At 41.0% G+C, this 12667-nt stretch carries 11 protein-coding genes; all 11 read left to right on the forward strand.

Annotated elements, in window-relative coordinates; all coding sequences use genetic code 11:
• The first annotated feature begins 82 nt into the window (after positions 1-82).
• The 11 genes from ilvB to BV902_RS25975 all read left to right on the forward strand — a co-directional run bounded on the left by ilvB (position 83) and on the right by BV902_RS25975 (position 12616).
• The gene (gene ilvB, locus BV902_RS25925) at positions 83-1825 is read left to right on the forward strand and encodes a biosynthetic-type acetolactate synthase large subunit (protein ID WP_075994365.1); all 1743 of its coding nucleotides are present in this window, start codon (positions 83-85) and stop codon (positions 1823-1825) included.
• Positions 1826-1833: 8 nt separating this feature from the next.
• A complete protein-coding gene (gene ilvN / locus BV902_RS25930; protein WP_070570155.1) occupies positions 1834-2424 on the forward strand; it encodes an acetolactate synthase small subunit in 591 nt (196 codons plus the stop codon).
• Positions 2425-2438: 14 nt separating this feature from the next.
• On the forward strand, positions 2439-2903 hold the full coding sequence (locus tag BV902_RS25935) for a DinB family protein (RefSeq protein WP_172840740.1): 465 nt from the start codon (positions 2439-2441) through the stop codon (positions 2901-2903).
• 45 nt (positions 2904-2948) lie between these two features.
• Positions 2949-4430 carry a ketol-acid reductoisomerase gene (gene ilvC / locus BV902_RS25940; RefSeq protein WP_075994367.1) on the forward strand — a complete coding sequence of 494 codons (1482 nt, stop codon included), beginning with the start codon at positions 2949-2951 and terminating at the stop codon, positions 4428-4430.
• A 134-nt stretch (positions 4431-4564) separates the two neighbouring features.
• Entirely contained in the window at positions 4565-5962 is a 1398-nt protein-coding gene (gene leuC / locus BV902_RS25945) for a 3-isopropylmalate dehydratase large subunit (RefSeq protein WP_075994368.1), read from the forward strand.
• Positions 5963-5972: 10 nt separating this feature from the next.
• Positions 5973-6563, forward strand: a complete 591-nt coding sequence (leuD, locus tag BV902_RS25950) for a 3-isopropylmalate dehydratase small subunit (RefSeq protein ID WP_075994369.1) — start codon at positions 5973-5975, stop codon at positions 6561-6563.
• A complete protein-coding gene (locus tag BV902_RS25955; RefSeq protein ID WP_075994370.1) occupies positions 6557-8035 on the forward strand; it encodes an ATP-binding cassette domain-containing protein in 1479 nt (492 codons plus the stop codon). The genes leuD and BV902_RS25955 overlap by 7 nt, the downstream gene beginning before the upstream one ends.
• Before the next feature lie 177 nt (positions 8036-8212).
• Complete coding sequence (gene leuB, locus BV902_RS25960) at positions 8213-9286, forward strand: 3-isopropylmalate dehydrogenase (protein WP_075994371.1); 1074 nt, start codon at positions 8213-8215, stop codon at positions 9284-9286.
• Between the two features lie 41 nt (positions 9287-9327).
• The gene (locus tag BV902_RS25965; protein ID WP_075994372.1) at positions 9328-10491 is read left to right on the forward strand and encodes a 2-isopropylmalate synthase; all 1164 of its coding nucleotides are present in this window, start codon (positions 9328-9330) and stop codon (positions 10489-10491) included.
• Between the two features lie 208 nt (positions 10492-10699).
• Entirely contained in the window at positions 10700-11947 is a 1248-nt protein-coding gene (gene ilvA, locus BV902_RS25970; RefSeq protein ID WP_075994373.1) for a threonine ammonia-lyase IlvA, read from the forward strand.
• 153 nt (positions 11948-12100) lie between these two features.
• On the forward strand, positions 12101-12616 hold the full coding sequence (locus tag BV902_RS25975) for a DUF2911 domain-containing protein (RefSeq protein ID WP_075994374.1): 516 nt from the start codon (positions 12101-12103) through the stop codon (positions 12614-12616).
• Positions 12617-12667 lie beyond the last annotated feature (51 nt).

A 12667-nucleotide genomic window follows, 5' to 3' on the forward strand; every position in this document is an offset into this window, starting at 1 on the left:
AAACAATCGATGCTTAATGTCTCAGATCAAATATCTAAATACTAAAAAGACTGAATAATCAACAATAAAAAAAATCAACGTAATGAGTACACTGGAAATAACAGAAAATAAGGCCGCTACAGCGCAGCAAACTCCGACACAAATTTCGGGATCGAAAGCTGTATTGGAGGCCTTATTGAGCGAAGGAGTTGATACCGTATTTGGTTATCCTGGAGGCGCAATTATGCCGATCTATGATGCCCTTTATGATTATACGGATCGTCTGAAGCATATTTTAGTGCGCCATGAACAAGGTGGAATCCACGCGGCGCAAGGTTATGCAAGAACTTCAGGTCGTACAGGCGTCGTCTTTGCGACAAGTGGTCCTGGAGCAACAAACCTAGTTACTGGACTGGCTGATGCCATGATCGATAGTAACCCTATCGTCTGTGTCACAGGTCAGGTCTTTGCTTCACTCTTGGGAACAGATGCTTTTCAGGAAACAGATGTCATCAATATCACGGCACCGGTCACCAAATGGAACTACCAAGTCACCGACGCAACTGAAATTCCAGCTGCACTCGCAAAAGCATTTTATATTGCCAGCACAGGTCGTCCAGGACCGGTATTGATCGATATCACTAAAAATGCACAAATGCAATTGTTCGATTACTTTGGTTATGAAAAATGCAACCACGTACGTAGCTATAGACCTGCACCACAAGTTCGTAAAGAATATGTTGAGCAGGCAGCCGAGTTAATCAACAATGCAAAAAAACCATTTGTTCTTTTTGGACAAGGTATCATTCTTGGAAAAGCAGAGGAAGAATTCAAAGCTTTTATCGAAAAAACTGGCATTCCTTCGGCATCGACCGTAATGGGCTTAAGTGCACTTCCAACGGATCATCAACTTCACGTAGGGATGTTGGGTATGCATGGTAACTATGCGCCAAATGTCATGACCAATGAATGTGATGTTTTAATAGCCATCGGCATGCGTTTCGATGACCGTGTAACAGGTCGTTTGGACAAATATGCCAAACAGGCAAAAGTAATCCATTTGGATATAGACCCGGCAGAGATTGACAAAAACGTACAGACAACCGTACCTGTATGGGGCGACTGTAAAGAAACTCTTCCGATGCTTACAGAATTGGTAACGGCTGTGGATCACTCCGCCTGGCTTGCACAATTCCGTGAACTTGAAAAAGAAGAAATCAAAGAAGTCATCCAAAATGAACTTCACCCACAAACAGATATTATGACCATGGGTGAGGTCATCAATGTGTTGAATGAATTGACAGGTGGTGATGCGATCATTACAACGGACGTCGGTCAACACCAAATGGTAACTTGTCGCTATGCTAAATTCAACAACAGCAAATCGAATGTAACCTCAGGGGGCTTAGGAACGATGGGCTTTGGTCTTCCGGCAGCAATCGGTGCCTGGTATGGCGCGCCAGAGAAAACTGTCGTAGCGATCATCGGTGATGGTGGTATACAAATGACGATCCAGGAGCTCGGAACGATTATGCAATTTGGCGCAAAAGTCAAAATCATGATCCTCAATAATGAATTCTTGGGCATGGTACGCCAGTGGCAGCAATTATTCCACGACAGACGTTATTCATTCGTGAATATCACGAGTCCTGACTTTGTTGCTGTAGCGAAAGGCTATTACATCGACGGTCAGAAGATTTCGGAACGTAAAGACCTACGTAATGCCCTGAAAACCATGATTGATCACGACGGTGCATATCTATTGGAAGTGATGGTAGGTAAGGAAAACAATGTATTTCCAATGGTTGCACAAGGAACATCGGTATCGGAGATACGCTTAAAGTAGAATTTAACATGGAAAAACAAGAATATACCATCACCCTATATACAGAGAATTCAATCGGTCTTATCGGTCGGATCTCAACAATTTTTTCAAGAAGAAAAATCAATATTGAAAGCTTGAATACTTCTCCTTCTGAAGTAGAAGGAATACATCGTTTTACCATCGTAATTACGGAGGCTGAAGATGTTCTGCGTAAGCTTTGTCGTCAACTGGAAAAACAGATTGATATCCTCAAGGCCTATTACAACACCAATGATGAAGTGATCTGGCAAGAACAGGCGCTGTATAAAGTACCTGCGGATGTGGTCAATGAAAAAGTATATGTAGAACGTTTACTACGTCAATATGGTGCCAATGTTGTTGTGATCCGCAACGACTATATCGTCTTTGAAACTGCAGGTCACCGCGAAGAGATCGACAAGTTGACAGAAGAATTGACCAAATATGGTTTGATCGAATTTGTCCGTGGCGCACGTATCGCCATCATTAAAGATAGTGCAGGTTTCCATTCCAAATTGGTTCAGTTTGAAGCCAAGGAACCATCGATAGAAATTGTAGAAAACGAGTATCTCGACAAAAGAGATGACGTATTTACGATGTAAGTTTTAATAGTATTATGCAAGAGACATTTAAATTTATCTTAAAGTCACGTCAAAAATTCATTGAATTACTTGACGGTCTTTCCATTGAACAGCTTAACAAAATTCCCGCGGGATTTAACAACAATATCATCTGGAATTTTGCCCACATTGTCGTCAGTACACAGACCTTGGTTTATGTCCGTACAGGAATCAAGGCCGATACGAACTGGGTAAAATATAACGAAGATTATAAAAAAGACACCAAACCAACCCGCTTTGTTGAACAAGCAGAGGTTGATGAATTGAAAGAAATCGCAATCCGCAGTATTGAGCAAATTGCTGCTGACTATGAAAACGGTGTTTTCGGAGAAATCACCTCTTTTTCAACAGCAACCTATGGCTATCCAATGGATACCATTGAAGAAGTTATAGCCCTGACATCAGGACACGATAACGTTCATTTCGGTTACGCAATGGCTCAACGCAGATTAGTACAATAATTAAAATAAATAATCAACAACCCATAACAGAAAGAAAGTAAAACAATGGCAAATTATTTCAACACCTTACCGCTTAGAGAGCAGTTAGAACAATTAAGTCACGCTGAATTCATGGACAACACCGAATTCACGGATGGTGTAAACGCTTTAAAAGGTAAAAAAATCGTAATCGTAGGATGTGGTGCGCAAGGCTTGAACCAAGGTTTAAACTTAAGAGATAGCGGACTGGACGTTTCTTATGCTTTGCGTAAAGAAGCTATTGAACAAAAAAGAGATTCTTGGAAAAACGCTACGGACAACAACTTTAACGTAGGCACTTACGAAGAATTGATCCCATCTGCGGATTTAGTTATCAACTTGACTCCAGATAAACAACATACTTCAGTAATCAACGCTGTAATGCCCTTGATGAAAGAAGGCGCTACGTTATCGTATTCACACGGTTTCAACATCGTTGAAGAAGGTATGCAAATCCGTAAAGATATTACTGTCATCATGGTTGCTCCAAAATGTCCAGGTTCTGAGGTTCGTGCAGAGTACCTTCGTGGTTTTGGTGTTCCTACTTTAATCGCTGTTCACCCGGAAAATGATCCACAAGGAAAAGGCTGGGCTGAAGCAAAAGCGTACTGTGTAGGAACAGGCGGGCACAAGGCTGGTGTATTGAAATCTTCATTCGTAGCTGAGGTAAAATCAGATTTGATGGGTGAGCAAACAATTCTTTGTGGATTGTTGCAAACAGGATCGATCTTGTCTTTCGACAAAATGATCGAGAAAGGTATCGAAGCTGGTTACGCATCGAAATTGGTACAATACGGTGTAGAAGTGATTACGGAAGCCTTAAAACATGGTGGTGTAAGCGGAATGATGGACCGTTTGAGCAACCCTGCAAAAGTAAAAGCATTTGAGATCTCAGAAGAATTGAAAGACATCATGCGTCCTTTATTCCAAAAACACCAAGATGATATCATGTCAGGTCACTTTAGCAAGACCATGATGGAAGATTGGGCAAATGGTGATGCAAATTTATTGAAATGGAGAGCCGAAACAGGTGAAACTGCATTCGAAAAAACACCTGCTGGTGATGTTAAAATCAACGAACAAGAATACTTCGACAACTATACACTGATGGTTGCTTTCATCCGCGCAGGTGTTGAATTGGCATTCGAAACAATGGTTGAAGCGGGTATTAAACCTGAGTCAGCGTATTATGAATCATTGCACGAAACACCATTGATCGCTAACACAATCGCTCGCAAGAAGTTGTTCGAGATGAACCGTGTTATTTCTGACACAGCTGAATATGGTTGTTACTTATTCGATCAGGCTTGTAAACCGTTATTAGCAGACTTCATGAAAACTGTTGACACGGACTTAGTAGGTAAAAACTTCAACGAAGGCAGAGACGCTGCAGTTGACAATGCACAATTGGTTGTTATCAATGAAATTTTGCGTGATCACCCAGTAGAAATCGTTGGTCGCAAATTGCGTAAAGCGATGACTGCAATGAAAGCGATCAAAACTGTTTAAAAGTTCATACGAAATTATACATGCTCCAAAAATCATGAATATTTCGTAATTTAGTATATTGAAATCAAGGTGATATTGAGACATTTACAATATCACCTTGGTTCATATAAAAATAACATAAGAGAGAATAAAAAATGTCAAAAACATTAGTAGAAAAGATTTGGGATGCGCACGTCGTCAAGCGTGAAGAAGGGTTTCCGGATATTATATATATCGACACCCACTTGATTCATGAAGTTACTTCACCTCAAGCTTTCGATGGCTTGCGTAAAAGAGGAATCCCAGTTTTTCGTCCAAAGCAAACGGTAGCTACTGCCGACCACAACGTACCGACACTCAATCAACATTTACCGATCAAAGAAGAGCTATCCCGTTATCAAGTTGATATGCTCACCAAAAATTGTGCTGAATTTGGTATTGAATTATATGGTTTGGGGCATCCATACCAAGGGATTGTACACGTTATTGGTCCGGAGCTGGGTATCACCCTACCAGGTAAAACGATGGTCTGTGGCGATAGTCATACCTCAACACATGGTGCTTTTGGAGCTATTGCTTTTGGTATTGGAACCTCTCAAGTTGAACAGGTCTTCGCAACACAATGTTTATTGCAGTCGAAGCCAAAAACAATGAAAATTGAAGTCAACGGTACCCTTCAAAAAGGTGTTGGGGCAAAAGATATCATCCTATATATCATCTCCAAAATCTCTGCTGCCGGCGGTACAGGTTACTTTATTGAATATGCTGGTTCAGCAATCCGTTCATTAAGCATGGAAGCACGTATGACCATTTGTAACATGAGTATCGAAATGGGTGCACGTGGAGGCTTAATTGCTCCGGATCAGATCACTTTCGACTATGTAGAAGGTCGTGAATTCGCACCGAAAGGTGAAGAATGGGATAAAGCCCTAGCGTACTGGAAAACATTGTATTCTGACGAAGATGCCATCTTTGATAAAGTGTTGACTTTTGATGCTGCAGACATTGCGCCAATGATTACTTATGGTACCAATCCAGGCATGGGTATGGGTATTGCGGAGCATATTCCAGCAACTAGCGCACAAGCGGAATCAGAAAGACCATCGTACCAAAAAGCATTGGATTACATGGGCTTCAAAGATGACTCAACAGTCTTAGGCAACCGTGTTGATTATGTGTTCATCGGAAGTTGTACCAATTCCCGTATTGAAGATTTACGTGAAGTAGCTTCATTCGTTAAAGGCAAGCAAAAAGCACAAGACGTTGAAGTATGGATTGTACCGGGCTCAAAACAAGTAGAAAAACAAGCTAAAGAAGAAGGCTTGGATAAAATATTTGAAGCGGCAGGATTCCAGTTACGTGAACCAGGATGCTCGGCATGTTTAGGTATGAACGAAGATAAAATCCCTGCTGGTAAATATTGTGTTTCGACTTCAAATAGAAATTTCGAAGGGCGTCAGGGACCGAATGCCCGCACCATGCTGGTATCTCCTTTGACAGCAGCAGCTGCGGCAGTAACAGGTAAAGTAACAGATGTAAGAGAGTTGATCTAAGCAGAAAAAAATGAAAAAATTTGAAACTTTAACGTCACAGGTAGTCCCTCTACCTATCGAAAATATTGATACCGATCAAATTATTCCCGCACGCTTTCTAAAAGCAACCACGCGTGAAGGTTTTGGTGATAATTTATTCCGCGACTGGCGTTTTGATACAGACAATCAGCCTAAAACTGACTTTGTATTGAACAACCCGACCTATACAGGGAAAATATTGGTTGCCGGTAAGAATTTTGGTTGTGGTTCAAGCCGCGAACATGCCGCATGGGCTATTCAAGACTATGGTTTTGATGTGGTCATCAGCTCATTCTTTGCCGATATATTCAAAGGAAATGCCCTTAACAATGGTGTATTACCGATTCAGGTACCCGAAGAGTTTTTGGCAAAAATTTTCGAATTGGTGCACCAAAATCCGACAACAGCGATTATCGTTGATCTTGAAAAACAAACAGTCATGTTGACAGAGACAGGTGATCAATTTGAGTTTGAAATCAATCCATACAAAAAATCATGTTTGATCAATGGATATGATGACATTGATTTTATCCTTAACCAGAAAGATTCAATCGAAGCATTTGAAGCAAACAGACAATGGTAGATCCTGTCGTCCATATTGCCAATTTAACCATTCAGTACGGTAAAGATACCGTACTGCAAGACTTAAATTGGCAAATTTTTCCTGGCGAACAATGGATCTTAGGCGGTCCTAGCGGTACAGGAAAAACCACACTTGCAAAAGCGATTGCCGGGCAATTGAAGTATGAAGGCGAGATCACATTCCACCTTAATCCAACAAGCCCACTGCCAGCGAAAATTCACTACGTTTCCAATTGGTTTCAGTTTACCAATCTTGAAGGCGATCGCAATTTCTATTACCAACAGCGCTACAACAAATTTGCAAAAAACGATACATTAACGGTTTTTGCTGAGTTGAAACATTTTGCGCAAGAAGAACAGCTTTCTTTTGAAAACGTACGTTCTTACCTGAACATTTTTGGATTCGAAAATTTCAAAGATCAGCAGTTGATTGAACTTTCGAGTGGCGAACACAAAAGACTGCAATTGATCAAGGCCTTGTGGCTTCAACCTCAGGTGCTCATTATCGACCAGCCTTATACAGGACTAGATGCACAGTCTCGGGAAGATCTCAATCAGATTTTCGATCAGCTTGCGGATAAAGGAGTTACCTTGTTGTTGATAAGTAATGATGACGAACAACCGGAATGTATCAATCGTTTTGCGGAGATCCAGCATGGTAAGATTGTTATTCGCCAAAATAGCAATGCGTTATCCAGAGGATTGCCCCGCACAAGAAAGGCACTCCCCTATTTTCTGCAACGAGCCCCTGAAGTAACTTCTCCAATCATGGTAAAAATGAACAAGATCAATATCTCCTATGGCGAAAAACAAGTCTTAAAGAATATTGACTGGGAAGTAAAAGCCGGCGAAAAATGGTTGCTACAAGGGCATAATGGTTCAGGAAAATCCACGTTGCTCAGTTTAATCAATGGCGATCATCCACAGGCCTATGCCAACGACATCCATCTTTTTGGCAAAAAAAGAGGATCTGGAGAAAGCATTTGGGATATCAAAGAACATTTGGGTATTATATCGCCAGAATTGCATTGGTACTATGATATGAATGCCAACGTTGGGCAGACTATTGCTTCTGGATTTTTTGATTCCATGAGCCTATACCAGCGATTAGGATTTGAACAACAGCAAAAGCTCGAGCAAATTCTCCATTTTTTTGACCTCAAAGAGGTTAAACACAAAACCTTGGGGTCGTTACCATTAGGCCAACAACGTTTGGTCCTATTGGCTCGCACGATCGTGAAGCATCCAGAATTGCTGATTTTGGACGAACCTTGTCAGGGCTTAGATAAAGAGCAGACCCAGTATTTCAACGATGTCATTGATGACCTCAGTAAAAGTGGCCAGACGCTCATTTATGTAGGGCACTTCCAGACACAACTACCAACCTGCATTGACAATAAAATCGTGTTGGAAAAAGGAGAAGTAAAGGCTGTATCCGAAGTTATCCACAAAAAAGAAGCTTTATCCACATGAAAAATGTGGATAACTTCAATTAATTCGAAAACAAGAACAAAAAAATAAAAAGAGAATCAAGCTATCGGCTAAACACTGGAAATCAAAAGTCAAAAATAAAGACAATACAATAGGGCTTAGGCCTATCTTCCAAAGTTTCAATATACATATCGCTGATAGCTCAATACTAAAAATACAATGAAGAAAAATATTTTAATCATACCTGGAGATGGCATCGGCCAAGAAGTAACAACTTGGGGTAAAAAAGTTTTAGAAAAAATCGGTGAAAATTATGGTCATGAATTCAGCTTTGATGAAGCTATCATGGGTCATACTGCAATTGAAGCTACGGGCAACCCTCTTCCTGATGAAACATTAGCGAAAGCAAAAGCTTCTGATGCGATCCTTTTCGGCGCCATTGGCCATATCAAGTATGATAATGATCCTTCTGCTAAAGTAAGACCTGAACAAGGCTTGTTGAAAATCCGTAAAGAACTAGGTCTTTATGCAAATCTTCGTCCAATCCTTTTATTCGACGAGTTATTGGATGCTTCGAGTTTAAAACCTGAAATTCTTAAAGGTACAGATATCCTTTTCTTCCGTGAATTGACAGGTGATGTGTATTTTGGTGAAAAAAACCGTAATGAGGACAACACCTTTGCGTCAGATCTGATGAACTACCACCGTTACGAGGTTGAACGTATCGCACGTAAAGCTTATGATGCAGCACGCACACGTAACAAAAGATTATGCTCTGTTGATAAAGCCAATGTATTGGAAACATCCCGCCTATGGAGAGAAGTGGTACAGGAAATCGCAAAAGAATATCCGGATGTTGAAACTGAGCACATGTTTATCGATAATGCAGCCATGCAATTGGTTAAAAATCCGAAGAAATTCGATGTGGTATTGACGGCAAATCTTTTTGGTGATATCTTGACAGACGAAGCGTCACAGATCGCGGGCTCGATGGGTATGTTGGCTTCTGCTTCCGTAGGTGATGGCACAGGCTTCTTCGAACCTATCCACGGCTCAGCACACGATATCGCTGGTCAAAATAAAGCAAATCCACTTGCTTCAATTTTATCCGCAGCCTTGATGCTTGATATTAGCTTTGGTCTACAGGACGAAGCTAAAGCTGTTACCAATGCTGTTGCTGAAACATTAAAAGCTGGTTGGAGAACCGGTGATATTGCCAACAACAGCACTGAATCTTCAAAAATCTTAGGTACTCAGGAAATGGGTGAAAAAGTATTGGAGTTTATTAAATAGTATACCCTTTTTAATTTGTAAATCTTTTGAATTAAGAAATTATGTTACACGATCCTAATCATCTTTACATTTTCGACACCACCTTACGTGATGGCGAACAGGTACCAGGCTGCCAATTAACTACTCCAGAGAAAATTGAGATTGCTAAAGACTTGGAAAAACTAGGGGTAGATATTATCGAAGCCGGTTTCCCAGTGTCTAGCCCTGGTGATTTTCAATCGGTGATAGAATTATCTAAAGCGGTGAACGATGTTATTATATGTGCATTGACCCGTGCCAATCAAAACGATATTGACGTAGCTGCCGAGGCATTAAAATATGCCAAACGCCCACGTATCCATACCGGTATTGGTTCTTCGGACATGCATATCAAATATAAATTCAACAGCACAAGAGAAGAAATTTTAGAACGTGCTGTTGCGGCTGTAAAACATGCCAAATCCTATGTGGAAGATGTCGAGTTTTATGCAGAAGATGCTGGTCGCGCAGACTTGGAATTTCTAGCTAAAATGGTTGAGTCGGTGATTGCGGCTGGTGCTACGGTGGTCAACATACCTGATACAAACGGTTATTGTTTACCAGACCAATATGGTTCAAAAATCAACTACCTAAAGGAGAATGTACGCAATATCGATCAGGCAATTATTTCCGCACATTGTCACAATGACCTAGGACTTGCAACAGCAAATTCTATCGCTGCCATTCAAAATGGAGCCCGCCAGGTAGAATGTACGATCAACGGTATCGGTGAACGTGCCGGAAACACGTCTCTTGAAGAAGTAGCCATGATCCTTAAAGTGCACAACCAGTCGTTTGGAAGCTTAACATCAAACATCGATAGCCGCATGTTTACGTACTTATCGCGCAAGGTAAGTGAAATGATGAACATGCCTGTCCAACCGAATAAAGCGATCGTTGGCCGTAATGCCTTCGCGCATAGCTCAGGTATTCACCAAGATGGTTTCCTAAAACACCGCGAAAACTATGAGATCATCAGACCAGAAGATGTTGGTTTGATTGAAGCTGATATTATCTTAACTGCACGCTCAGGAAGACATGCCCTTAAACACCATTTGGAGCGTTTAGGCTTCCATCTTGAAAAAGATGATTTAGCAGATTGCTACCAACGTTTCCTGGTTTTAGCCGACGAAAAGAAAAATATTTGTGATGATGACCTAAAAAGCCTCATCCAGGAAAAAATATAAAAAAAGGCTGCAGATGCAGCCTTTTTTTATCATAAGTACATTTTTTAAAAGGATACACATGACGCATAGCTGATTATTATTTTAGCATGTGTTCAGACGGTCCTCCATTCAAAATCAACTCAATTTAAACACTGTATAGGTAGAATCTCTCATATAACAGCGAATATCTGCGTTTTATTTGCTACCTTAACTAGGCAATCATCTAACAATGAATCTATCAACCTTAAACATCAATTCAGAAGCTACACTTGACCGCATCAAGTCTGTGGTCAACAGAACACCGCTTCAATATAATCGGCATCTGTCCGAAAAATACGGTGCCGAAGTCTATCTCAAACGGGAAGATTTACAAGTCGTACGTTCCTATAAATTACGCGGTGCCTACAATAAAATTATCTCCTTAACAGCGGAAGAGCGACAACGCGGCGTTGTATGTGCGAGTGCAGGTAACCACGCCCAAGGCGTTGCTTTCTCCTGCAATAAACTCGACATCAAAGGCGTGATATTTATGCCGGGTCCGACACCACGCCAAAAGATCTCACAAACGGAAATGTGGGGTAACGGTAATGTAGAGATTATCTTGACCGGAGACACTTTTGATGACTGTCAAAAAGCGGCGCTGGCTTATACAGAAGAACATGGTATGACTTTCATCCCGCCATTTGATGATCTCAAAGTTGTGGAAGGACAGGGTACTGTGGCCGTTGAAGCTCTACAAGATCTTCCCGATATGGATGCCATATTTATCCCAATTGGTGGCGGTGGACTTGCCGCGGGAGCAAGCTATTACCTGAAGAGTAAAAACAAAGCGATCAAATGTTATGGTGTTGAACCCGAAGGAGCTCCTTCTATGCAAGCGGCTTTGACACATGGCGCACCGATCGAGCTCGAGCATATCAACAAATTTGTTGATGGGGCCGCCGTTAAAAAGATCGGTGCAACGACATTTGAAATTGCCAAACAATTGTTGGATGATACACGCTCTATTCCTGAAGGAAAGATCTGTACCTGTATCCTAGAGCTGTATAATAAGGATGCAATTGTCGTTGAGCCCGCGGGTGCTTTATCGGTAGCTGCTCTTGAATTTCACAAGGATGAAATTAAAGGCAAGAAAGTCGTCTGTATCATATCCGGTGGAAACAACGATATCGACCGCATGAGTGAAATCAAAGAATTGTCTCTGCTTTACGAAGGATACAAACATTATTTTATCGTTCGTTTTCCACAACGACCAGGTGCATTAAAACTCTTCGTTTCTGAAGTATTGGGACCTAAGGATGATATTACCCGTTTTGAGTTTATCAAAAAAACAGAACGCGAAAGAGGTCCAGCCCTAGTCGGCATAGAGCTCAACAAGCCTGAAGATTACGAAACATTGATTGAACGCATGAAAGAATATAAGTTTGATGTCATTGAAATCAACAAAGACCAGACACTATTTGAATATCTTGTTTAAATAATAGGTATAAACGGAAAAAGCCAGTGATTCATATCCTGGCTTTTCTCGTTTATATAACCAAAATACCTCACCCAAAGTCTTCAAAAAAAACTAACAATTCCATAATTTAAAAATCTTATATTTAATTGTTTAATCAATAATATACGCAAAATGAGAGTACTAATTTTAACAATCCTGACCTTAATAGGTCAACTTACCTTTGCTCAGACCGACAAAAGTAAACGCCCGAGTCCTCCAGACAACACCAAAGTAACCACCACCGACGGTGTCACGATCGACATTAACTATAGCCGCCCTTCTTTGAAAGGCCGTCAGCTTGGTGTTGATATCGCCCCTATCGGCATTGTATGGCGTACTGGAGCGAATGAAGCGACCACCATCGAATTTAATAAAGATGTATTGGTTGAAGGCAAGAAATTAGCCGCTGGAAAATATGGTCTTTACAGTATCCCTGGGGAACACGAAACAACAATTATGTTTAATAAAGTGTGGAATCAGTGGGGAACAAAATATGATGCCAACGAAGATGCCCTACGTGTTTCTGTTAGCAATGCCACAGCAAGCAATTCACAGGAACAGTTTAAGATCAATGCGACTCCACAAGGAACTATTTCTTTGGAGTGGGGACAGTATGTCGTTCCATTTACGGTTAAAGCGAGCAACTAAATTAAAAACGCATTATCAATGTAATCGGTACGGTACGAGTGAACGATTTTT

The organism is Sphingobacterium sp. B29 (assembly GCF_001952815.1).
Classification (GTDB): Bacteria; Bacteroidota; Bacteroidia; order Sphingobacteriales; family Sphingobacteriaceae; genus Sphingobacterium; species Sphingobacterium siyangense.

Excerpts from the sequence above, each read along its gene's own strand:
- ilvB (WP_075994365.1), top strand. The coding sequence starts at position 83 with ATGAGTACACTGGAAATAACAGAAAATAAGGCCGCTACAGCGCAGCAA.
- ilvN (WP_070570155.1), top strand. The coding sequence starts at position 1,834 with ATGGAAAAACAAGAATATACCATCACCCTATATACAGAGAATTCAATC.
- BV902_RS25935 (WP_172840740.1), top strand. The coding sequence starts at position 2,439 with ATGCAAGAGACATTTAAATTTATCTTAAAGTCACGTCAAAAATTCATT.
- ilvC (WP_075994367.1), top strand. The coding sequence starts at position 2,949 with ATGGCAAATTATTTCAACACCTTACCGCTTAGAGAGCAGTTAGAACAA.
- leuC (WP_075994368.1), top strand. The coding sequence starts at position 4,565 with ATGTCAAAAACATTAGTAGAAAAGATTTGGGATGCGCACGTCGTCAAG.
- leuD (WP_075994369.1), top strand. The coding sequence starts at position 5,973 with ATGAAAAAATTTGAAACTTTAACGTCACAGGTAGTCCCTCTACCTATC.
- BV902_RS25955 (WP_075994370.1), top strand. The coding sequence starts at position 6,557 with ATGGTAGATCCTGTCGTCCATATTGCCAATTTAACCATTCAGTACGGT.
- leuB (WP_075994371.1), top strand. The coding sequence starts at position 8,213 with ATGAAGAAAAATATTTTAATCATACCTGGAGATGGCATCGGCCAAGAA.
- BV902_RS25965 (WP_075994372.1), top strand. The coding sequence starts at position 9,328 with ATGTTACACGATCCTAATCATCTTTACATTTTCGACACCACCTTACGT.
- ilvA (WP_075994373.1), top strand. The coding sequence starts at position 10,700 with ATGAATCTATCAACCTTAAACATCAATTCAGAAGCTACACTTGACCGC.
- BV902_RS25975 (WP_075994374.1), top strand. The coding sequence starts at position 12,101 with ATGAGAGTACTAATTTTAACAATCCTGACCTTAATAGGTCAACTTACC.